19 protein-coding genes, 1 tRNA gene and 1 pseudogene are annotated in these 22870 nt (G+C 63.3%); 5 read left to right on the top strand and 16 right to left on the bottom strand.

Going from position 1 to position 22870, the window contains the following annotated elements; translation table 11 throughout:
- Positions 1-59 precede the first annotated feature (59 nt).
- Positions 60-809 carry an IclR family transcriptional regulator gene (locus FNJ47_RS05045; RefSeq protein WP_163151240.1) on the bottom strand — a complete coding sequence of 250 codons (750 nt, stop codon included), beginning with the start codon at positions 807-809 and terminating at the stop codon, positions 60-62.
- A gap of 574 nt (positions 810-1383) precedes the next feature.
- On the opposite strand from FNJ47_RS05045, the gene FNJ47_RS05040 reads away from it, so the two are divergent.
- Both FNJ47_RS05040 and FNJ47_RS05035 read left to right on the top strand, forming a co-directional pair.
- Positions 1384-1662 (top strand): hypothetical protein, encoded by a 279-nt coding sequence (locus FNJ47_RS05040; protein ID WP_163151239.1) that lies wholly within the window; start codon positions 1384-1386, stop codon positions 1660-1662.
- Positions 1613-2656, top strand: coding sequence for a tyrosine-type recombinase/integrase (locus FNJ47_RS05035; protein WP_163151237.1), 1044 nt, complete (start codon positions 1613-1615; stop codon positions 2654-2656). The genes FNJ47_RS05040 and FNJ47_RS05035 overlap by 50 nt, the downstream gene beginning before the upstream one ends.
- A gap of 249 nt (positions 2657-2905) precedes the next feature.
- On the opposite strand, the gene FNJ47_RS05030 is transcribed toward FNJ47_RS05035, so the two are convergent.
- From FNJ47_RS05030 to FNJ47_RS04985, 10 genes and pseudogenes are all read right to left on the bottom strand, one after another.
- A tRNA-Lys gene (locus FNJ47_RS05030) sits at positions 2906-2981 on the bottom strand.
- A 176-nt stretch (positions 2982-3157) separates the two neighbouring features.
- A complete protein-coding gene (locus tag FNJ47_RS05025) occupies positions 3158-3739 on the bottom strand; it encodes a Spy/CpxP family protein refolding chaperone (RefSeq protein WP_163151235.1) in 582 nt (193 codons plus the stop codon).
- Between the two features lie 159 nt (positions 3740-3898).
- Entirely contained in the window at positions 3899-5182 is a 1284-nt protein-coding gene (locus FNJ47_RS05020) for a TRAP transporter large permease (RefSeq protein WP_163151233.1), read from the bottom strand.
- Positions 5182-5754, bottom strand: a complete 573-nt coding sequence (locus FNJ47_RS05015) for a TRAP transporter small permease (RefSeq protein WP_163151231.1) — start codon at positions 5752-5754, stop codon at positions 5182-5184. The genes FNJ47_RS05020 and FNJ47_RS05015 overlap by 1 nt, the downstream gene beginning before the upstream one ends.
- Before the next feature lie 149 nt (positions 5755-5903).
- On the bottom strand, positions 5904-6908 hold the full coding sequence (locus FNJ47_RS05010) for a TRAP transporter substrate-binding protein (protein WP_163151229.1): 1005 nt from the start codon (positions 6906-6908) through the stop codon (positions 5904-5906).
- Between the two features lie 934 nt (positions 6909-7842).
- Positions 7843-9075 (bottom strand): HlyD family secretion protein, encoded by a 1233-nt coding sequence (locus FNJ47_RS05005; protein ID WP_163151227.1) that lies wholly within the window; start codon positions 9073-9075, stop codon positions 7843-7845.
- Positions 9068-9484: a hypothetical protein gene (locus FNJ47_RS05000; protein WP_235999455.1), complete on the bottom strand. Its 417-nt coding sequence runs from the start codon at positions 9482-9484 to the stop codon at positions 9068-9070. The genes FNJ47_RS05005 and FNJ47_RS05000 overlap by 8 nt, the downstream gene beginning before the upstream one ends.
- A gap of 121 nt (positions 9485-9605) precedes the next feature.
- Positions 9606-10298 (bottom strand): annotated as a pseudogene (locus tag FNJ47_RS04995) (glutathione S-transferase family protein).
- Positions 10299-10444: 146 nt separating this feature from the next.
- The gene (locus FNJ47_RS04990) at positions 10445-11656 is read right to left on the bottom strand and encodes an ABC transporter substrate-binding protein (RefSeq protein WP_163151225.1); all 1212 of its coding nucleotides are present in this window, start codon (positions 11654-11656) and stop codon (positions 10445-10447) included.
- A 198-nt stretch (positions 11657-11854) separates the two neighbouring features.
- Positions 11855-12493: an exopolysaccharide biosynthesis protein gene (locus FNJ47_RS04985; protein ID WP_163151223.1), complete on the bottom strand. Its 639-nt coding sequence runs from the start codon at positions 12491-12493 to the stop codon at positions 11855-11857.
- A 38-nt stretch (positions 12494-12531) separates the two neighbouring features.
- Here FNJ47_RS04985 and FNJ47_RS04980 point away from each other — a divergent pair, with 38 nt between their 5' ends.
- Complete coding sequence (locus FNJ47_RS04980; RefSeq protein ID WP_163151221.1) at positions 12532-13059, top strand: SlyX family protein; 528 nt, start codon at positions 12532-12534, stop codon at positions 13057-13059.
- A 12-nt stretch (positions 13060-13071) separates the two neighbouring features.
- Here FNJ47_RS04980 and FNJ47_RS04975 read toward each other — a convergent pair whose 3' ends face one another.
- The 4 genes from FNJ47_RS04975 to FNJ47_RS04960 form a co-directional block, all read right to left on the bottom strand.
- Positions 13072-13794 carry a substrate-binding domain-containing protein gene (locus FNJ47_RS04975; protein WP_165445542.1) on the bottom strand — a complete coding sequence of 241 codons (723 nt, stop codon included), beginning with the start codon at positions 13792-13794 and terminating at the stop codon, positions 13072-13074.
- A 31-nt stretch (positions 13795-13825) separates the two neighbouring features.
- Positions 13826-16612: a formate dehydrogenase subunit alpha gene (gene fdhF / locus FNJ47_RS04970; protein WP_163151219.1), complete on the bottom strand. Its 2787-nt coding sequence runs from the start codon at positions 16610-16612 to the stop codon at positions 13826-13828.
- Positions 16613-16649: 37 nt separating this feature from the next.
- The gene (locus FNJ47_RS04965; RefSeq protein WP_163151217.1) at positions 16650-18362 is read right to left on the bottom strand and encodes an NAD(P)H-dependent oxidoreductase subunit E; all 1713 of its coding nucleotides are present in this window, start codon (positions 18360-18362) and stop codon (positions 16650-16652) included.
- A gap of 202 nt (positions 18363-18564) precedes the next feature.
- On the bottom strand, positions 18565-19818 hold the full coding sequence (locus FNJ47_RS04960; RefSeq protein WP_163151215.1) for a molybdopterin molybdotransferase MoeA: 1254 nt from the start codon (positions 19816-19818) through the stop codon (positions 18565-18567).
- A 185-nt stretch (positions 19819-20003) separates the two neighbouring features.
- On the opposite strand from FNJ47_RS04960, the gene FNJ47_RS04955 reads away from it, so the two are divergent.
- Entirely contained in the window at positions 20004-20888 is an 885-nt protein-coding gene (locus tag FNJ47_RS04955; RefSeq protein ID WP_163151213.1) for a formate dehydrogenase accessory sulfurtransferase FdhD, read from the top strand.
- On the top strand, positions 20881-21513 hold the full coding sequence (gene mobA / locus FNJ47_RS04950; RefSeq protein ID WP_163151211.1) for a molybdenum cofactor guanylyltransferase MobA: 633 nt from the start codon (positions 20881-20883) through the stop codon (positions 21511-21513). Before FNJ47_RS04955 ends, mobA begins: the two co-directional genes overlap by 8 nt.
- 13 nt (positions 21514-21526) lie before the next feature.
- Here mobA and FNJ47_RS04945 read toward each other — a convergent pair whose 3' ends face one another.
- Positions 21527-22522, bottom strand: a complete 996-nt coding sequence (locus FNJ47_RS04945) for a LysR family transcriptional regulator (RefSeq protein WP_163151209.1) — start codon at positions 22520-22522, stop codon at positions 21527-21529.
- Between the last annotated feature and the right edge of the window lie 348 nt (positions 22523-22870).

The following is a 22870-nucleotide window of genomic DNA, read 5'->3' as shown; positions in this document are numbered from 1 at the left end:
GGGAGGCTTATAAGCCCAAGACGGCGGACTCGGCAAGTAAAATGAAACGACGTTTCGTTTTATGCCGTCCGGTTGGACCGTTTGCGCGCGCCCTTTCCGATGGCGGCGGATGGAGTTCCTCCGCATGCGAGGGTGAGCTTGGTGGCGGCTTCAAACAGCGCTCCCTTCATCTGATCCGCCCGCGCAGGCGTGAGGCGGCTAATCGGCCCGGAGATCGAGATTGCCCCGACAAGCGATTCTCCGATGCCGAACACGGGCATGGCGAGCGCGGCTGCATGAGGATCCGTGACGCCTGAGGTAAAGAGCGGCAGCTCGTCGTCCGGTCCAGGCACTGCGGACTCATACCGACGAAGTGTCTGCGCGATGGCCGATTTGTCCATCGGACGGGTGTCGCCCGGCTGCACGGTCATCCGGATCCGGTTGGTGCTTTCCACTCGGAAAAGACACAACCGCTCTTCGCCGTTGCGAACATAGAAGGAGGTCGTCTCGCCGGTTTTCGCGGCGAGCTGCTCAAGCACGGGCATGACGTGATCGGAAAGGCGAAACGCCTGCTGATAGGCGGTGCCGAGGCGCAAGGTCTCCGCGTCGAGCCGATAAGAGCCATCCGGCAAGCGCGCGAGCAGGCGGTATTGTTGCAGCGATAAAGCTAGCCGCAGGATCGTGCTCTTGACCAGACCGGTCCGCTCGGCGAGCTCGGCTAGGCTCAAGGCGCTGTCGCCCCTGCGGAACGCCGTGAGCACCGCGAGCGCTCGTTCGGCCGCTGATACGCCGTTAAGTGCAGGCTGTTTCTTCTCGGTCTGCTTAGCCATTTCGAACCTCTTCCTTCCATCTCCTACGTCATTCTCTCGGCCGTTAGAAGGGCTGAGACGCTGCGGCATGAGAACAGACAGGGATGACGGGATAGAAAACAGAAAGTTCGGGTCTCCCGGACGGCACACTTTTCCGAGACACCGGCAGGTGCGGGTACACTTTGGACCTATGCGTTAGCCGGAACGCCGCACCAGTTTCGCACCAGAAACGGCTCAACCGAACGGTGACAAACGCGATCGAACCGAAGCGAAAACGCAGCAAGATTAACAAAGCTGCTCGATATCCCGTCGCTCATAACGGTCTGATTGCAGGATCTATCTTGCTGGCACACAAGCGAAATCAGCTAGGTGTCGGATCCCGGCGAGGATCGCCGCACCAGACGAAGCTCGATCCCATGAATCTCATCAGCCGTTCTGGCGTCGCTCACGCTCACAGACTTGTCCGATTTCCACTCCACGGTAACCGAATTTGCGACGCTAAGCCCCCTACACTTTTTTCCGCAGCGGTCTCGGCCTTGATCAAAAGGACTGCCGACACTCGGCACCATTCAAACTGTGGCAGTGGGAGCACCGAATGATCGAGCCCCGTGGCATGTCGAAAGAACAAGCTGCGGCTTACGCAGGCTGTGACTCGCTTTCAGCATTCAACGAGTGGGTCCGACGAGGAATCATGCCAAGACCGATTCCGGGAACACGCAAATGGGATAGAAAAGCCATCGACGCCGCCCTTGACCGGATCTCGGGTCTGGATTCTAAAATTCGACCGCAGCTGTCACCCTACGACGAATGGAAGGCCTCGCAAAATGCGGATGCGGCTCAAAGGCATCAACAGCCTTACAAAAAAACTCGCTGATGGGACGGTCAAGACGTACTGGTACGCTTGGAAAGGAGGCCCGCGCATCGATGCAGAGCCGGGCACTCCGGATTTCGTTCGGCTCTTCAGTGAGGCAGTCGCGGCGAAGCCCAAGAAAAGCACCGAAACGTTTAGCTCGCTCATCGACTACTTCAAGGACCAGAGCGAGTACACAGGCCTTGGCTACAAAAGCAAGCGCGCCTACGATCAATACCTCGCGTTGGTAGAAGCCAAGTTCGGTGCGATGCCGATCGGTGCGGTGGAGGACCGACGTGCGCGAGGAGACTTCAAGGCCTTCCGCAACTCGTTTTCCTCCACACCGCGCAAAGCAGACTACGTCTGGACGACGATCGCGCGCGTGCTCTCGGTCGCCAAGGACCACGGCAAGATTGCCGTGAATGTCTGCGAACGCGGCGGCCGGCTTTATGAATCTGACCGGTCGGAAATCGTGTGGACCGCCGAGGACATTCGCGCCTTTTGCGGTGTAGCGTCCATCGAATTACAGGCCGCTCTCCTGCTCGCGCTCTGGACAGGCCAGCGTCAGGGAGATCTGCTCCGGCTGACCTGGAAGGACTATGATGGCACGTATATCCGGATGCGACAGTCGAAGGGACGCGGCAGCAAGGGCCGCCGGCGCGTAACCATACCAGTAGGACCACCGCTAAAAGCGGCCCTTGATGCTGCGCTTAAGGAAAAGCGCTCAGCCGTCACCATTTTGGTCAACTCGTTCGGCCGCCCCTGGACGGAGGACGGCTTCAGGACAAGCTGGGACAAGGCATTCAAGAAGACGTCGCTCAAAGACCTTCATTTCCATGACCTACGCGGAACCGCCGTCACCCGGCTCGCGCTGTCGAATTGTTCAGTGCCTGAGATCGCCGCGATTACCGGACACTCGATGGCCACCGTGCAGCAGATACTCGATGCGCACTACCTTGGCGGGCGTGTCGAGCTTGCGGAGTCAGCAATCAAGAAGCTGAGCGTGGTCTACGGCTAGAAGCAGAATAAGATTTGGGGATGTGGATGGATTCCAGGTGAAGGCGTTCACCGGTCGCCAAGGCTACTGCGTGAGAGAGCGCTCCACGCCGCCGGAAACGAGATAGCCGCTGCGGTAACGGGCAGCCATCCCGCCAATCGTCGAGGAGATCGGCAGTCGACGAGCACGGAAACCGAACAAAAACTCCCAACTGACCTCCCAACTGAAAGGTCCGTTCTGCGCGAGGTCTGGCCAAGTCTTTGAAAAGCTTGGTGGGCGCACCAGGGCTCGAACCTGGGACCCGCTGATTAAGAGTCAGCTGCTCTACCAACTGAGCTATGCGCCCGGAACTTGTCCGGAAATGACCCTCGCAAGAGAGGCCGTCGTTTAGCAAAGCGATTCCGCGATGTCCAGCAAGCTGGCGCAAGTTTTCCCGACTTTTACGAACCCTCCCGACGGCCGAAAGGCCGCCGGATTCCGGCGGCCTTTCATAGGCTTGGCGACGCTGCCGGCCGCAGGCGCTCAGAGCCGGCCCGAGCGCTCCTGATCCGGCCCGTCATCCCGGTCGAAATGGTGGTCGCGGCCGCCGCGTTCCCAGCGGTCCATGCCGTGCTCGAGGCGGTGGCGGCGCCAGCCCTCGGCGCCGAATCCGCGGCCTTCCATGTGGGTGAGCAGGGTCAGCCGCCGCTTCTGGTTGTCGTCGAGCGTCTTGTAGAGCGGGTCGGCGGCATCGGCGATCTTCTTCAGCGACGTCGCGGTCGCCGCCATGTTGTCGGCGCGCTCGCGCAGGCGCGCGACAGGATCGCCCGGCTTGTCAGCCTTGTCCGCGTCGGTCTTCTCGACGGCCATCCGCGCATTGGCGCGATCGATCCGCATCTTGGCGAAGTCGCGCACCGCGGCCTCGACCGGCGGCCACAGCTTCTCCTGATCGGCTGTGAGCTTCAGCCCGGCGTGCACCGCGGCAATGCGCGCGTCGAGGAAAGCGGTGCGATCCTCGGAGCTCATCCGCATGTGTCCGTGGAACCAGGGACGATGCTGGGCATAGACCACAGTCGAACCGGCGATCGTGAGCGCCGCGACACCGGCGAGCAGAACTTTATTCATCCGAACCTCCTTTGAAGGTTGCTCGAAGATGATACCCCCTGCTGCTGCCTTCAACTTACGGATTGGACAGAGAGACCTGCCTTACCAAGATGTAATCCGCTTCGTTGCTCGTCAGAAACATCCAAAGCGCAAGGTCGCGCCCTGGATTTCTGATTTGCGTCAGATCATTCCGAGCAGCCGCGGCAGCCACAGCGATATCTCCGGCACGTAAGTGATCAGGCCGAGGAACACCAGCATCGCGCATAGCCACGGCAGCACCGAGATCGTGATCTCGCTGATCCCCATCTTGGCGATACTGCTCGCGATATAGAGGTTGAGGCCAACAGGCGGATGGCACAGCCCGACCTCGGTGTTGACGATCATCAGGATGCCGAGATGCACCGGGTGTACACCGAGCTTGGTCGCCAGCGGAAACAGGATCGGCGCCATGATCAGGAGGATCGACGACGGGTCCATCACGTTGCCGGCGAGCAGCAGGATGACGTTGACGACGAGCAGGAACATCCACACCGAGAAGTTCTTGTCGATGATCCAGGCCGCCATCTCCTGCGGGATCTGCTCATGCGTCATCAGGAACGAGAACAGCACCGCGTTGGTGATGATGTAGAGCAGCATCGAGCTCATGCTCGCCGCCTGCAGCAGCACCTTCGGCACCTCGGAGAGCTTCAGCTCCTTGTAGACGAACACGGTGATGAAGAAGGCGTAGGTCGCGGCGACCGCGGCCGCTTCGGTCGGCGTGAAGATGCCGCCATAGATGCCGCCGAGCACGATCGCGATCAGCGACAGGCCCCAGACGCTTTCGCGGAATGCCGTGAACTGCTGGCCGATGGTCGCGCGCGGCATCTTCGGATAGCCGTTGCGCTGGGCGACGAAGAAGGTCACCGCGGCAAGCATCAGCGCAAGCAGGACGCCGGGCACGATGCCGGCCATGAACAGCGCACCGATCGAGGTGTTGGTGGAGACGCCGTACAGCACCAGGATGATCGAGGGCGGCACCAGGATGCCGAGCGCGCCCGAGGTCGAGATCACACCGACGCCGAACCGCTTCGGATAGCCGTGATCGACCATCGCCGGCATCATGATCGAGCCGATCGCGACCACCGTGGCGACGCTCGAGCCCGAGATCGCTGCGAACATCGCGCACGCCGCAACGCCGGCGAGTCCCAGGCCGCCCGGCAGATGCCCCACTAATGAGGTCGTGAACGCGATCATCCGCCGCGCGACGCCGCCGCGAGTCAGGAAGGTGCCGGCCAGGATGAAGAACGGGATCGCCATGATCCCGAAATTGTCGAGGCCTGAAAACAGCTTCAGGCCGACGCTCTCGATCGGCACCTCGGTCATCGTGAACAGGAAGGTGAGCACGGTCAGGCCGAGCGAAATCGAGATCGGCATGCCCGTCAGCATCAGGGCAAACAGCAGTCCGAAAATAAGTGCGGCGCTCATCACGCTTCTCCAAGCGCGACAGGCGCAGTCTTGCTGGTCTCGACGCCGTCGACATGCGAGGCGTCATGATGTGGCAGCTCGTCGGTCCACCAGTAGTTCCAGCACACTTGCAGGAAGCGGAAGCACATCAGATAGGAGCCGAGCGGGATGCAGGCGTAGACGATCCAGCTCGGGATCTCCATGTCCGGCGAGACCTGGTCGGTGTGCATCAGCTCGAACACGAACTTGGCACCCATGGTGCCGACGATCGCGGTGAACAGCGCGCCGCCGAGCAGGCCGAAAGTGATGGTGCGCTTGCGCCAGACGTCATTGAGGCGGTTGATCAGCACGTCGACGCCGACATGGATGCCGGTGCGCACGCCATAGGCGGCGCCGAACTTCGCCATCCAGATGAACATGTAGATGCAGAGTTCCTGCGACCAGGCGAGGTTGATGCCGAACAGGTACGGATAGAGCACAGGAACGTCGACCAGAAAGCGGTGCACGACCGTGACGAAGGTCAAGAGCGTCGCAACGCCCATCAGGCTCGCGATAATGATTTCCTCGAGCCGGTCCAGAATTTTAAGCAGCATTGATCTCCCCTGTCATGGCCTGATGCGGCAACCGGCCACGGCACCCAAACCGCGGCCTCACGTGGCCGCGGCATTCGTTAGATTTGCGGTTCAGATCCGCGTTCTGTTGAGCATGATCTATCCGGAAAACCGGTGTTCCGGATCATGCCTTAGTTCATCGGGCTGCGGCCCGTTTCCTTCAGGAATTCGTCGATCAGCGGCTGGCCGACACGCGACGCCACGTCCTTGTAGACCGGCATCATCGCCTTGCGCATCGCCTCATCCTGCTCCGGCGTCAAGGCGACGATCTCGGTCTTGCCGGCCTTCTTGATCTCGGCGAGCGCGTCTTCGTTTTCCTTGGCCGACTGGCTGTTGCCGAACTCGGTGGCTTCCTTCATCGCCTTGGAGAACTCGTCGCGGATATCGGCCGGCAGGCCGTCCCAGAACTTCTTGTTCACGACCACGACGTAGCCGATGTAGCCGTGATTGGTGACGGTGGCGTACTTCTGCACCTCATGCATTTTCTGGGTGTAGATGTTCGACCAGGTGTTCTCCTGGCCGTCGACCACGCCGGTCTGCAGCGCCTGGTAGACGTCGGAGAATGCCATCACCTGCGGGATCGCGCCGAGCGCGCGGAACTGGGCTTCCAGCACCTTCGACGACTGGATGCGGAACTTGAGCCCCTTGTAGTCGGATGGCGCGACGAGCTTCTTGTTCGCGCTCATCTGCTTGAAGCCGTTGTCCCAATAGGCGAGACCAGTCATGCCCTTGGAATCCAGCTTCTTGAGCAGCTGCGCGCCGAGCGGGCCGTCGGTCACCTTGCGCAGCGATTTCAGGTCAGGGAGGATGTAGGGCAGATCGAAGACTTCGAATTCCTTGATGCCGATCGGGCCGAACTTCGAGTTCGACGGCGCCAGCATCTGCACGGCGCCGAGCTGCAGCGCCTCGAGCTCTTCCTTGTCCTTGTAGAGCGTCGAGTTCGGATACACCTCGACCTTCACCTTGCCGCCGGTGTACTTCTCGGCGAGTTCCTTGAACTTGTCGGCCGCCTTGCCCTTCGGCGTATCCGACGCCACCACGTGGCTGAACTTGAGGACGATCGGCGACTGCGCCGAGGCCTGCCCGACAAAGGTCAAGGCCGCGATCGACGCCGCAGCCAAAATGAGTTTACGCATGTTTCCTCCCGCGTAATTGCGGAGCACGAACACCGGCCCCGGGACATCCGGTCGCACCATTACAGACAAGCACCGACGATTGCCATTGCCCCTTTAGCAGGGGCTAATTGCGCCATTGCTGCACTGCAAAATCCGATCCGACGGTATCTCCTTCGGCTCTCGCGACCGTTCAACGACACCGCCCGCACGCTGTGCCCGGCCATGGCCCAACGGTCAATGCGAGGTTTGGCAATGGCGAGTTCGCCGGGCGCGAATGCTGGTGGCTTATTGTCCGAGAAAGCTCTCGAACCGTCATCCTGAGGTGCGAGCGGAGCGAGCCTCGAAGGATGCACGGCCCGGCTGGTGGCCGTCGATCCTTCGAGGCTCGCCAAAGAGGCTCGCACCTCAGGATGACGGGACTGACTTGATCATACATCCGCGTTCTCGCGACATGATTGCCCGAGCTTTGCTCTTCGTTCCACCCTCCTCTTCCAGAGGGCGCAGGGAAAGCCGGGTGCCGATTGCACCCATGGGCCCCGAGCAAAAGGTAGAACGCTCGGGGGTAGGACCACAGGTGTAACCGGAGCAATCCGGCTTTCCCTGCGCGATGGCTTACGGCTTATACGTGCTCTCCCCGGCGAGACTGGGCTTTGTTGTCACCGTCTTCATAGAACGCTGCGCGTTCTACAAGGAGACACCTACCACTAGGGCGTCAGGCCTGCACGACTTCGCCGTCCGCTTCGATCGCCCTCGTCAGTCGCGACCTCGGCGTCCACCGCATCTCACACCGCGTTCGTGACGATCGCGAAGCGCCCCTCGATCGGGTGAGACGCGCAAACCATACACCGGATTGTCATTCCGATAAACCGAAATATTTTCGTCCCTGCCACTTGACGCATTCTACTGATTTGCCCGTCGTGTCCAATCGGCAACACGCCGCTCAAGCGAACGTCGCTCAGTGGCCGCTCAGCACCAGCGTCTTGACCGGCAGCAGCAAGGCCTGGATGCGCAGCAGAAGTGCGTGCACGAGCCCCGTCGCATCGACGACATGCAAGGCAAATCCCTTGAGCGCGCCAGTCTTCGGATCGGCGATCACATCGTGGTTGCTGGTGTAGGCATTGACGACGCAACTGGAGCCCGGCGTGACGCCTTCGAGGCCGCCTGTATAGAGCGGCTCCAGGAACGTGAGGATCGAGCCGGGCTGGCGCAGGGCTTGCGGATCGATCAACTGCTCGCCGGAGCGGAATTGACCGGCGGCGATGTAGTCCTGCACACCGGTGACGACGAGCGGGATGATCACCCAGGGCTTCGAGATGCAGGTCGCCTCGGCGATCATGCCGGGCCTCACGACCTGGGCCTCGATCTGGCCGAAGCCGGCCTGCAACACGCTGCGGCCCGCGCCTTCCGGAATCAATATGCCGGCCGGGCGCATCATCTGATTGACGACGTCACCGGTCCGAAGCATGAATTGCTCGACCCGCCCGTCGACGCCGGCGCGAATATAGGTCTTGTCGAGATCGACCTGCGCCTCCGCCATCGCTGCCTCTGCGCTCGCCTTCTCGGCGGGCAGCAGCGTGGAGACGCGCAGCCCGGCAGTCTCCCGCGCCGCGTTGGTCGCGTCGATGACTGCCTGCCTCTGATTGACGGCGACCTGCAGCTTCTCGATGTCACGCTGCGGCACGATGCCGGGATTGCGGCGCTGCAGCTCGCTCTTGCTGTCCAGTTCGTCCTTGGCCTGCTGCCAGGCCGCCTTGGCCTCGCCGACCTGGGCTTCGGCCTTGACTATATCGGCCTGCGCACTGGCGAGCGAGGCATCGACTTCTGCGACCTTGCGCTTCGCCGTCTCCAGCGCAGCCTGCTGCTTGGTGTTATCGAGCCTGAACAGAACGTCACCCATCTTCACGGGAGCGCTGTAGCCGACATTCACTTCGGCGACGCGACCGGCAACTTCGGGGAGGATGGGCACGGTGCGGAAGTAGATCGCCGCCGATGTGGTGGAGGGATGATAGTAGAAGATCATGGTGATCAGAGCGATCGTCAGCATCAGGCAGCCGGTGATGCCCCATCTGAGCTCGTGCCAGACCGAGAAGAACGTGATCTCCTTGCCGAAGCGCTTGCCCTGCCGGTAGCGGCGATAGAGATAGTCCGGCAGGATCGTGACGAGGGAGCACAGCAGAAGCTCAAGCATGGCCCTGGCCCTCATCCGCGGCGAGGCTTGCGTCAGGCTCCGATACCGACGCGGGCCGCGGCGGCGTCGCGTCGGCAATCCGCTCCACCGATCCCGCGATGGTCCGCAGCGGCGTGCTGAAATCCGGCAGGTCGATCATCGCGAGCAGCAAGCCCGCAATCCAGAAGATGTGCATATGGGTGAACAGCGAGATCAGGCCAAGGACGGCGACGATCTCGAACTGCAACTTCTGCGACTTGTGCGCCATCCGCTCCGGCAGGCTGTGCAGCTTCCAGTACAGCGTGCCCACATACAGGATGGTCACGACCAGGAAGATGCCCATCACCAACATGAGGGTGTCGTCGCCATCGGGACCTGGAACGAAGAACGGAAGATGATGCGGAGCCGCCGGGTGTATTTGTCCGTTCAAAACTTTCCTCCTCGCCTGAAGGGCGAGGGCCTTTGCATGGCCCCGTGATGGTATGGTTCCCTAATGCTGGCGCTTAATCAAGAGCCGTAATTTCACGGAGAGGTCAGCCGTCCGCGCTGGATCAGAGCGCAACTGCCGCGTGGATGGCACGGCAATGTCGTGCCAGAGCGTCATGCGAGGCCACGAATGTCTTCAACGGCGTCTCGATGTCGTAGAAATAGATGTTGGCCACGAAGCCATAGATGCCGGCGTCGATGCTTGTCGGCCTGTCGCCATGCACATAGCCTTGCGCCGGGATCAGATTCGCCAGTGCGGCGAGATCGGCGAGCCCGCGGGCCATCGCGGCGTCGGGCTCGAAACGGCCGATGCCTTGGTAGTAATGGCGTTGGGCGTTGAACGCCTTGGCCTTCATCAACCCGTCATCGGTGAGGTCTGGATGCTCGCGCTTGAGCGCATCGCGGAACTGGGGCCAGTAGCGCTCGTCCTGCTAGCGCGAATAGGACATCACCCAGTAGAGATCGTCGAGCGTGCGCGTGACGAGGAGATTGGTCGTGCGTTGTGCCGGCGTCAGCGCCGCATCCAGCGTCACGCCATATTTTTCGGTGACATAGCCAATGATGGTCTCGCTGTCGCCGATGCTGTCATCGCCATCGACGATATAGGGCAATTGCTGGCGCGGCGCCTTCGAGGCATCAAAAATGTGCTCGTGCCGGAACGGCACGCCGGCGAGCTTCAGAAAGGCGAAGACCTTCAGACCATAGCCATTGTTGTCAGCGACGCCGAACAACGGCGGATAGGAATAGAGCGTGAGCATGGCCGGCTCGTCACGTTCAAGGTCGCGACAGGCTACCTCAAGACTGGTCGGTTGGAAACGTCGACAGGTGGGCACTCCACGGGGACGCAGCCACCTTTGCTGCGTCCCCTTGAATGCCAAGCAGCGTGGCCGCCGCTCACTTGTCGTCAGCGCGACGCGGTGCTGATGTTCTCCCCGAAGAACTTCCAGGTCTTGCCGTCGAACTTCGCGAGCTTGAACGTGTCGAAGGTGGAATAGTTGGTCGGCGACACCGAAACCGTGATGCCGGGCAGCAGCAGCGGCAGCGAGACCTTGCTCAGGTTGGTGGCCTGCTTCAGCAGGTTCTCGCGCGTCAGCTCGTCACCGCAGTTCTTCAGGATGATGGCGGTGAACTGCGCCGACAGATAACCGATCTGGTTGCTGCCATCGATCGGATTGCCTTCGGGATGCCACTGCTTCATGAAGGCGAGATAGTCCTGCACGCCCTTGTCGGTGTCCCACGCCGGGTCGCCCACCACCTTGGTCGCGAGTGCCGTCATGAGGCCGGTGGATGCTTCCAGGCCGGCAGGCTCGAGCGCGCCGCCGATCGAACTGGAGACCGAGACGATGAAGTGCGTCGGCTTCCAGCCGAGATCGGCGACCTTGCGGATCGCCTGTGCGCCGAACTTCGGCGTCGTGATCGTCATCAGCACGTCGGCGCCCGCGGCCTTCAGATTGACGATCTGGGAATCGATCGTCGGATCGGTCACCTCATAGCTGAGCTCCTTGACGATCAGGCCGGCCTTCTCTCCCAGCCCCTCCTTGAAGCCCTTCAGATAATCCTTGCCGAAGTCGTCGTTCTGATAGATCACGCCGATCTTGGCGTTGGGCAGCTCCTTGGCGATGTACTTGGCGTAGATCTTCGCTTCCTGCGCATAGGGCGGATAGAACGGCGTGGTCCAGGGAAATTCCTTCGGGTCGTTCCACTTCGAGGCCCCGGTGGAGATCAGCAGATGCGGGATCTTCTTGCCGTTCAGATATTTTTGAATCGACGAATTGGTCGGCGTGCCCAGTGAGCCGATATTGGCAAGGATCTCATCCTGCTCCACGAGCTTGCGGGTCTGCTCCACCGTCTTCGGCGGGCTGTAGCCGTCGTCCATGCTCAGGAGCGTGATCTTGCGGCCGTTGATGCCGCCCTGGCTGTTGATCATCTTCCAGTAGGCGGCTTCCGCCCTGCCCTGCGTGCCATACGCCGAGGCCGGACCGCTGTAAGGCATGGTCTGCCCGATCTTGATCTCGGTATCGCTGGCGCCGGGATCGTACTTCTTGTCGGCAGCGAGAATCGCCGACGTGGAAGCAAGGCTGAGTGCGGCGATTGCCGCGAGCGTGATGCAACGCATGTGTTCTCCCCATTCGCGTCGCTGTTTGCCGCGACGTCCGGTGAGATAATGATCATGCCCGCGCGAGATGTCGACCCCCGTGTCAGGACATAGAGCAGCGCTTGGACCTTGCCTTAGACCTTGCCTTAGACCTTGCCTTAGACCTTGCCTTAGACCTTGCCTTGGACCTGCCCTTGGCTCTGCCCCTGCCGTCGAACGTCACAGCCCCATCCAGTTCATCACGGCAGTGAACGATGCCCACAGCGTCCATCCGAGCCCAGCCAGGGAAATCAGCGCTGCCGCCATCGCAATCGCCAGCAACAGGCCGTCCTCCTGCAGGTAGGCGATCGCAATCAGGACGACCACCATTCCCGGAATGACGTTGACCAGAGGCAGCGGCCAGCCTGCCGAGAAGGCCAGCAGAAACACGACCAGCCCGACGAGGCGGTCGATCACATCGCGACGCGCATCCCAGCGTGGCCGGCTGAGACGCTCGATCGCCTGGAGCATCGGGCGGACGAGGACGGTGAATCGCTTGAAGCGCTTGAAGTCGAACTGTCGCTTCGAGACGAAACGCGGGAACGACGGCGCGCTGTGGCCGAGCATCATCTCGACCGCCGGAAACAGCAGCGCGAGCGTCGCGATGGTCGCGACGCCGGGAATGATCACCAGCAGCCCCAGGAGCAGCAGGAGAAGGCCGAACGACCGCTTATCCAGGTTGCTGAGGAGCCATTCGAGATCGACGGGGCCGTCCGGTGCTTGAGCGACGAGTTCCTCAAGAAGTTGGGACGTATGTGTGGGCGCCAATGGGGCTCCGGACGAGGGGGACATGCAAGCCAAAGTGGTCAGACTCGGCATCGATTGCAACAGCTGCCGAAGCAGACTAGGAAGCATGGGTGACCAACGATTCCGATCAGGCATGGCACAGCCATGCGCCGTCAAGCCTGCCTCCTGCCGCTCGCCGCCGCTGGCCGTGGTTCCTGTTGATCGTCATCATCCTCGCCCTTGCGGGCGCCGGGGGTGTCTACGCATGGCCGCAAATCGCGCCGCTGGTTCCCTCGCTGGGCAACGCAGCAGCTGGCGAAAAAGCGGCAGCCGCGGGCGACAAGGAGGCGCGGCCGGATCTGATCGCGACCCAGCAGAAGCTCGAGGATGACATCGGCGCCCTCAACAAGTCGGTCGCGGACCAGCAGGCGCAGGTGAGAACCCTCGTCGACCAACTGGCGGCCCTGACATCGAAGGTCGACGCGCTCCAGCGCCCTGCTCCGGTACCAGCGCCAGCCACGGCCGCGGCCGAGCAACCGCATGCACCGGTCGCGCCGGCCGCCGCGAAGCCCAAAAAGCCGCCGGCTCGGGCTGCAAAGCCGGCAGGTCCGATTTCGACCGGTGGCGCGCCGCTCAACGTAGCCCCCAGCGATCACTGAGGCCCGCGTGCGTCAGCACGAGGCCTCGCCGCGCGGCCGCTCCATGCCGGCGCGCTCGATTGCCGCGCGCAAGATATCGCTGTCCGAGGCAAGAAACCCGATCAGGCGCATGGCTGCTTCGGGCGCTCTGGAGTCGCTCACGACCGCGGCCGTGAAGGTTTGGACGAGCTGGAGATTTGCAGGCAGCAGACCGACGAGTTCGATGCCGCTCTCCTGAACCAGTTCGCTGGTCGGCCCAATCGAGAAATTGGCCTTGCCTGCCCGCAGCGCTTCGGCCGCCTCGGTCCCACGCGCCTCGAGCTTGAGTTTCACCGTGTCCGGCAGGTTCAGCTTCGGGAAGACCTTGTCGCGGACGAACTGTCCGCTCGTACTGCTCGGCGCCACGATTTGACCCGCAGCGATCAAAGCTTTCCTGAGCGCGATGTCATCGCCGATATCGGGCTTGGGACAGCTCGCCCGAACCGCGGCGGCCAGAGGCGCCGTCGCCAGGCCGGTATCGGAGCCCGCACGAATCCGTCCGTCTTCGATCAGCGTTCGCAACCCCTCGCGCGAGAGGATCACCACGTCCGCCTTGATGCCGTTCGCAAGCTGGTGCCTGATCGTCTTCGGACCGATGCCCTCCGACGCGCCCGATCCGGTTTCCACCTTGATGCCAGCGCTTCGCTCGAACTCAGGCAGCACCTCCCGGTACACCGCAGCGAAGCCGCCGGAAATGATGACCTTGATCGTCGTCAATGCAGCGGCTCCACGCTCCGTCCCGCGACCGCTATTCCGCCGCGGTGCAGATATCGATCTTCTCGGCACGGACGGCGCAGAACTTGAACTCCGGAATCTTGCCGAACGGATCGAGCGCCGGGTTGGTCAACAGGTTGGCCGCCGCTTCCGCGTAACAGAACGGCATGAAGACCATGTTCTCGGGCACGTCGCGGTCGGCGCGCACCTTGACCTCGACCGCGCCGCGGCGGGTCTCGAGACGGATGAAGTCGCCCGGCGCGAGCCCCTTCTTGCGCATGTCCTTCGGCGTCATGAACGCCACCGCTTCGGGCTCGATCTGGTCGAGCACCTGCGCACGACGTGTCATCGAGCCGGTGTGCCAGTGCTCGAGCACGCGGCCGGTCGACAGCACCATCGGATATTCGTCGTCCGGCAATTCATCCGGCGGGATCACTTTGGCCGGCACGATCTTGCCGCGGCCGCTCTCGGTCGGGAATCCGGTGGTGAAGATGATCTCGTTGCCGGGCATGTCGGGATCGTCGACCGGATAAGTCACCGCGCCCTCGCGCACCAGGCGCTCCCAGGTGATGTTCTTCAGCGACGGCATCAGCTGCGCCATCTCGGTGAAGACCTCGCCCGGCCCCGCATAGTTCCACGGTAGTCCCATCCGCTTGGCGATCTCCTGGATGATCCAGAGATCCTGCCGCGCATCGCCCGGCGGCTTGATCACCTCGCGCGCCAATTGCACGCGGCGATCGGTGTTGGTGAAGGAGCCGGACTTCTCTGCGAATGCCGAGGCCGGCAGGATGACGTCGGCGTGGAACGCGGTCTCGGTGACGAACAGATCCTGCACGACGAGATGGTCGAGCCTGGCCAGCGCCTCGCGCGCGTGCTGCAAGTCCGGATCGGACATCGCGGGGTTCTCGCCCTCGACATACATGCCGTGGATTTCGCCGGCGTGGATCGCGTTCATGATCTCGACGACGGTCAGCCCGCGCACCGGGTCGAGCTCCTGCCCCCACAGCTTCTCGAAGGCGCCGCGCATGTCGTCGCGGCCGACCGGCTGGTAGTCCGGCAGGAACATCGGGATCAGGCCGGCGTCGGAGGCGCCCTGCACGTTGTTCTGGCCGCGCAGCGGATGCAGCCCGGTGCCGGGGCGGCCGACCTGGCCGGTGATGAGCGCCAGCGCGATCAGGCAGCGCGCATTGTCGGTGCCGTGGACATGCTGGCTGATGCCCATGCCCCAGAAGATGATCGACGATTTGGCGCTGGCGTAGGCACGCGCGACCTCGCGCAGCGTCTCGGCGGGAATGCCGCAGATCGCCGACATCCGCTCCGGCGTGAACTCCTGGATCTTCGCCTTGAGGTCGTCGTAGCCTTCGGTATAGCCGGCAATGTATTGCTCGTCGGTCAGGCCTTCGGTGATGATGGTGTGGATCATCGCGTTCAGCATCGCGACGTCGCTGCCCGGCTTGAAGGCAAGGTGTTGCGTGGCGTGGCGCGACAGCGCCTGCCGGCGCGGATCCATCACGTACAGCTTGGCGCCGCGCTTGGCGGCGTTCTTGATGTAGGTCGCGGCGACCGGATGGTTCACGGTCGGATTGGCGCCGATTACCCAGATCACCTCGGCATCCGCGGCAGCTGCGAACGGCGCCGACACTGCGCCGGAGCTCAATCCCTCGAACAGCGCCGCCACCGACGAGGCGTGGCACAGCCGCGTGCAATGATCGACATTGTTGGAGCCGAAGCCGGTGCGGACCAGCTTCTGGAACAGATAGGCCTCCTCGTTCGAGCCTTTGGCCGAGCCGAAGCCGGCGAGCGCCTTGGCGCCCTTCTCGTCGCGAATCTTCCGCAAGCCCGCCGCAGCAAGATCGAGCGCCTCCTCCCACGAGGCCTCGCGGAAATGGGTGTAGGGATTTGCCGGATCGACCTGGTCGTTGGCATCCTTCTTGACGCCCGGCAGCCGCACCAGCGGCTTGGTCAGCCGGTTCGGATGGTGGATATAGTCGAAGCCGAAGCGGCCCTTGACGCAGAGCCGGTTGTGATTGGCGGGCCCGTCACGGCCTTCCGCGTAGATCACCTTCTCGTCCTTGACCTGGTAGGTGACCTGGCAGCCGACGCCGCAATACGGGCACAGCGAGTCCACCTTCTTGTCTGGCCAGGTGACGCGCGTCTGCTTGTCGTCGAGCATTACGGCCGGCATCAACGCCCCCGTCGGGCAGGCCTGGACGCACTCACCGCAGGCGACGCAGGTGGACTCTCCCATCGGATCGTCGAAGTCGAAGACGATTTTCGAGCCGTGACTACGATAAGCCATGCCGATCACGTCGTTGACCTGCACCTCGCGGCACGCCCGTACGCACAGGCCGCACTGGATGCAGGCGTCGAGATTGACGCGCATCGCCGGATGGCTGGTGTCGGCGTGCCAGCGCTCGGTCGCGGGGAAGCGACTTTCGGTGACGCCGGTCTTCTCCGCCCAGTGCCAGAATTTCGAATCCGGATCGTGCGAGGTCTCGCGCGCCGGCTGGTCGGCGACGAGCAGCTCCATCACCATCTTCTGCGCCGCGACGGCGCGCTGGCTCGCCGACTTCACCTTCATGCCGACCGAAGGCGTTCGCTTGCACGATGCCGCCAGCACACGCTCGCCTTCGATCTCGACCATGCAGGCGCGGCAGTTACCGTCCGGCCGGTAGTCCGGCGCGGGCGAATAACAGAGATGCGGGATCTCGGTGCCCTGGCGCTTGGCGACCTGCCAGATGGTTTCACCGACGCGCGCTTCGACCTGTTGGCCGTCGAGCTCGAACTGAATCGTCTGGCCGGAGTTCTGATGGTTGCTCATTCAAAATCCTCGTCGAAATTCGTCCTGCCCGGCCCGCCTATTCGGCGGCTTGCTGCGGACGAAAGCCGTCCGGAAAATACTTGATCACTGAGGTCAGCGGATTGGAGGCCGCCTGACCGAGGCCGCAGATCGACGCATCGCGCATCGCCTGGCTCAATTGGTCGAGCAGTTCCTTGTTCCAGACCGGTTGCAGCATCAACAGCACCGCCTTCTCGGTTCCGGCGCGGCAAGGCGTGCATTGCCCGCAGCTCTCGTCCTCAAAGAACTTCATCAGGTTCAACGCGGCATCCCTGACGTCATCGGCCTGCGAGAGCACGACGACCGCGGCGGAGCCGATGAAGCAGCCGTATTTCTCCAGCGTGCCGAAATCGAGCGGGATGTCGTCCATCGATGCCGGCAGGATGCCGCCGGACGCGCCGCCCGGCAGATAGGCCTGCAAGGTATGGCCGTCGGCCATGCCGCCGCAGAACTCGTCGATCAGTTCGCGCAGGGTGATGCCGGCCGGCGCGAGCTTGACGCCGGGATCCCTGACACGTCCCGACACCGAGAAGCTGCGCAGGCCGTGGCGCTCGTTGCGGCCATGGCTCTTCCACCAGTCGGCGCCCTTCTCGACGATGTCGCGAACCCACCACAACGTCTCGATGTTGTTGATCAGCGTCGGCAGGCCGAACAGCCCGACCTGGAACGGATATGGCGGCTTGTGCCGCGGCAGGCCGCGCTTGCCCTCGATCGATTCCAGCAGCGAGGATTCCTCGCCGCAGATATAGGCGCCGGCGCCGCGCCGCAGATGCAGCGTCGGACCGCCGGGCGGAAGTTTTGCGATCTCGCGGGCGAGAATCTCGCGGCAGGCCGGATATTCGTCGCGGATGTAGATGTAGACTTCGGGCGCCTCGACCACGTGGGCGCCGATCAGCATGCCCTCGAGGAAGCGATGCGGATCGCGCTCGAGATAATAGCGGTCCTTAAACGTGCCCGGCTCGCCTTCGTCGCCGTTGACAGCCATCAGCCGCGGACCGGGTTCGCCGAGCACGGCGCGCCACTTGCGGCCGGTCGGAAAACCGGCACCGCCGAGGCCGCGCAGCGAGGCATCGTCGAGTGCCTTCAACAGGTCTTCCCGCGGCAGGTCGCCCGAGCGCAGCCGCGTCAGCAGCTTGTATCCGCCGTCGGCGACATAGGCGTCGTACTCGATATAGCTCGGGAGATGCGCATGGGTGTCGCCGCTCTTCGCCGCCGCGAGCACGTGGGTAATAGTGGCATGGTCGATGAAGTTGTGGCCGACCTCCGCAGCGGGTGCCGTGTCGCAGCGGCCGACGCACGGCGCGCGCACCACGCGGATGCCGGGGCCGGCGCGGTTCTGCAAATCCTTCAGCAGCTGCTCGCCGCCGAGCATCGCGCAGGTCAGCGAATCGCACACACGCACGGTGAGCGGCGCGATGTCAGGCTCGCCTTCCTTCACGATGTCGAAATGCGCGTAGAAGGTCGCGGTCTCGAATACTTCGGCAAATGACAGCTTCATCTCGTCGGCGAGCGCGGCAAGATGCGCCGCCGAGATCTGGTGGTACTTGTCCTGGATCAGATGCAGGTACTCGATCAGCATATCGCGCTGTCTCGGCCGGTCGGCGAGCAGCGCCTCGATTTCATGCGCGGCCACCGGGTCGACCTGGCGTCCCTTGGGCGTGGCTTTCGCCCGCTTCCTGCCCTGTCCGGGATGCTCGAACGCGCGGACCTTGTGAACGTCGCCTTGGCTCATGAATCCTCGCCTTGAAACCGCGTCTTGGAACTCCGCTTTGCACGAATTGCGTCGGTTCAACCCAAGTCTATTCACTGGCATGCCACAGGCAAGCAGATTTAGAACGCCTCTAGGAGCGTCCGGTTGCCGCGCAGGCCGTTGTTAATGTTTGCCTATCGATCGATCTGAATTTCAAATCGCAGAGACGACCGCATCTGCGCTCTCACAGCAGATCGGCGTAACCGAGAAAGCCGACGGTATCGCCCGGCTCGACCCGCAGGACGGACTCGCCGAGTTCGATCAGCCCATCGGTCTCGACCAGCGACGACAGCAGACCGGCCCCTTCGCGGGGAAACTTGGTCGCCTCCAGCGATCCGTCCGCCGCGCGTCGCAGCGAGGCGCGGACATATTCGCGCCGCCCCCTCTTTTTCTTGTAGCTGAAGGCGGCACGAACCGGCATCGGCAACAGCGGAGACGGCACGGCGCCGGACAGCGCCAGCACGGTCGGCCGCACCACGTGGACGAAGGTGACGAAGCTCGCCACGGGATTGCCGGGCAAACCGACCAGCGGCGTGCCGTCGATGATTCCCATCGCCACCGGACGGCCCGGCTTGATCGCCATCCGCCACAGCACCAGCGAGCCGGCCTGCTCGATGCCGGCCTTGACGTGGTCCTCTTCGCCGGTCGAGACACCGCCGGTGGTCAGGATCAGGTCATAGCGTCGCGCAACCTGCTTGAGCGCGGCCGCGAGTTCGGCCCGCTCGTCGCGCAGGATGCCGAGATCGCCGACTTCGCAACCAAGCCGCCGCAACATCGCGATCAGCATGAAACGGTTGGAATCGAACAGCTGCGCCTCCGTGCGCGCGCCGCCCGGCGCGGCCAGTTCGTCGCCGGTGGAGAACACCCCGACGCGCAGCCGCCGCACCACATCGAGCGTGGTCAGCCCGAAGGCCGCGGCGACGGCGACGTCCTGCGGGCGCAGGCGCCTGCCCGATGCCAGCGCGACATGATCGCGTGCAATATCCTCGCCGGCGGGGCGAACGTTGGCGCCGGGCTTCAGGCCGGACGGCAGGATCACGTTCCCCGCGTCGTCGATCCGCACGTCTTCCTGCATGAACACGGTGTCGGTGCCGTCAGGCATCGGCGCGCCGGTGAATATCCGCACCGCCTGGCCGGGCCGCGCGGGCTGCGCCGGCGCCCCCGCCTGCACGCGTCCGGCGACCGGAAACGTGCGCTCGCCGCTCGCCGGCAGATCAGCACCTGATACCGCGTAGCCGTCGACGGCGGAGTTCTTGAAAGGCGGCAGCGGCAGCGGCGCGGCAACGTCACGGCCGAGGATGCGTCCGTCGGCGTCCGCCAGGGCAACGGTCTCCGTCTCGCCGATGGGCTTGACGCGCGCGGCGATGATCGCGACAGCCTCGTCGACCGACATCATCGGTCCGCCGAATGCGAAGCAGTCGTCCGAAAGCTGCGCCATTTTGTCCCTCAGTCCTCGGCTACCGACAAGGTCTGCTCAACCTGGATCGCGAACTGCGGCATCATCTCTGAAACCGAACCCATCCGCGACAGTTCCCGCAACCCGGCGGAAAGTGGCCAGTCGGTCTCCGATCGTGCTTATATCCTCAGCTGCGTTACCATGTGAACCCGTCGGGACGTCAATCAGTGACCGAGAAGACCGCCGCTCCCATCATCGTTCCAGATCCGGACGACCCGCGACTGACCGAACGCGTCACAGGCATCGATCAGACCGGCGCGCAGACCGAGATCAGGGTGCCGGTCGAGCGGCCGCTGACGCTGTACCTCAACGCGCAGGAGATCGTCACGATGATGACGATCAACGACTATCCCGAATACCTCGCGCTCGGCTACCTCTTGAACCAGAACATGCTCAAATACGACGACGTCGTCACCGAGGTCGAATATGACGACGATCTCGAGGTCGTCGTGGTGCGCACCGCGCACCACACCAATTTCGAGGCGAAGCTGAAGAAGCGCACGCAGACCTCGGGCTGCGCCCAGGGCACCGCGTTCGGCGACCTGCTCGAAGCCGTCGAAAAGGTCGCGCTGCCGAAGGCCGAGCTGCGCACCTCCTGGCTCTACCAGATGACGCACACCATCAACACGATGCCGTCGCTCTATCTGGAAGCGGGCGCCATCCACGGCTGCGTGCTGTGCAAGGAGAGCACGCCGGTCTGCTATACCGAGGATGTCGGCCGCCACAACGCCGTCGACAAGATCGCGGGCTGGATCTATCGCCACAATGTCGATCCGGCCGACAAGATTCTCTACACCACCGGGCGGCTGACCTCCGAGATGGTGATCAAGACGGTGCGGATGGGCATCCCGATCCTGGTCTCCCGCTCCGGATTCACCGCATGGGGCGTCGATCTGGCGCGGCAGGTCGGACTGACGCTGGTCGGGCGCGCCCGCGGCAAGCGCTTCATCGCGCTGTCGGGTGAGGGGCGGATCGTCTACGACCAGAACCTCGACTATGTCGAAGAGGAATCGATGCGTCACAAGCGCAAGGGCGAGACCGACAATGACTGATATTCCGGGGACTGGCATCCCGGGCGTGCTGCTCGCCGGCGGGCTGGCGCGACGGATGGGCGGCGGCGACAAGCCGATGCGCAAGATCGCCGGTCGCACCATCCTGCAACGGGTGATCGACCGCCTCGCGCCACAATGCGGCGGGCTGATCATCAACGCCAATGGCGATCCCGCGCGCTTCGCCGCGTTCGGCCTTCCCGTCGTTGCCGACGATGTCGCCGACTATCCCGGCCCCCTCGCCGGCATCCTGGCCGCGCTCGACTGGACCGCAGCCAACCGGCCGGATGCAAAATGGGTGCTGAGCGCCGCAGGCGACTGTCCGTTTCTTCCGCGCGATCTCGTCACACGCCTGGAGCAAGCGCGCGTGGCCGAGAATGCCGAGCTCGCGGTCGCCTCATCCGACGGGCAGACGCATCCGGTCATCGGCCTCTGGAGCGTGCGCTTGCGGAATGAATTGCGCCACGCGCTGGTCGAGGAGGACGTACGCAAGATCGATCGCTGGACCGCGCGCTATCCACTCGCAACCGTGGAGTGGCCGACCGAACCGCTCGATCCGTTCTTCAACGCCAACACCGTAGAAGACATCGCGGAAGCCGACCGTCTCGCCGCACTTGACGGAGGCTGACGCGTCTGCCGCTCTACGCCCTGCCGACCCGATGTTCCACGCACGGCGCATTCCGCGCCTCCGCCGCACGCAGATAGTCCAGCATCAGGCGGCTGGTTCCGGACAGATGCGCGGCATCGCGGACCACGATCTTCAGCTCGCGCCGTCCCCAGTCGTCGCGCAGCGGGATCGCGCGAAGGCCCACGCCGGCGCCAACGACCTGATAGGCGCGATCGGGGATCAGCCCGAGACCCATATTGGCCTGCACCATGCGGCAGACCGCGTCGAAGCCGGGCACGTTGATGCGCAGCCGCATCGTCTTGCCGGCCTGCGTGGCCGCATATTGCGAGCGCAGGTAGATCGAGCTCGCGGTGTGCAGGCCGATCTGGTCGAAATCGAGCGTCTCGATGAACCGCAATTTCTCGCGGCCGGCCAACGGATGGTCTTGCCGCATCACGACCACCAGATTGTCGTAGCGGTAGTGGAAAGATTCGAGCGCGCGGCTGTCGGCTTCTGCCGAGCAGATGCCGATCTCGGCCGCGCCCTCCTCGATGCCGCGCACCACCTGCCCGCTCGGACCCTCCTGCAAATCGACACGGAGCAGCTCATGCGCGGCGAAGAAGGCGGAGAGATCCTCGGGCAGATACTGCACGATCGCCGAGAGGTTGGCGAGCATGCGGACATGGCCCCGCACGCCTTGCGAATATTCCGACAGCTCGACCGCGATCTTCTCGACATTGAGCAGCGTGACCCGGGCGTGATGCAGCAGCGCCTCGCCGGCCGGCGTCAGTGCCATGCCCTTGGCAAGCCGCTTGAACAGCGTGACGCCGAACGCCAGCTCGAAATCGTTCATCCGTTTCGACACCGCGGACGCTGCGATCCCCTCACGCTGTGCGGCGCGGGTGAGATTTTGCTCGTCGCAGACCGCGACGAACAGACGGAGCGTGGTGAGGTCCACCCGGCGCGTCAGCGCGGTCTCCGCCGGCGTGGCGGGGCGCGGGAGGTCGACGTCGATGGAGGGCAGCGACATGGCAGCGTCCCCGGAAAGAACAGAGGGTAGCGCTGGGGGTGGCGCGGAAGACTCCAAAGCAGTGCGGGATAGGACGGATTGTTGGGATTGGATTCCAATAATCCGATGGAAAGGTACTTTCGATTCCAGGATGCGGAGGCACAGGTCGAGCGAGCGGCGATCGACCGGATGAAATGACGCTTCCGCGGCGTTTATCGTTAACGGACGATGTCGGAAGAGATCTAAAGCGGGATGGCTTTAGTCTGAATCGATTTGGGATTCCCAAATCAGTTGGTTTCTGATTCACCATGCTGGCTGGATAGGAGGCCAGCATGGATGGGCAAGCCGTACTCTCTGGATCTCCGTAAG

The organism is Bradyrhizobium uaiense (assembly GCF_010811875.1).
Lineage (GTDB): Bacteria > Pseudomonadota > Alphaproteobacteria > Rhizobiales > Xanthobacteraceae > Bradyrhizobium > Bradyrhizobium uaiense.
Note: the sequence above shows the minus strand (reverse complement) of the source record. Positions and strands in the feature narration are given on the sequence as shown.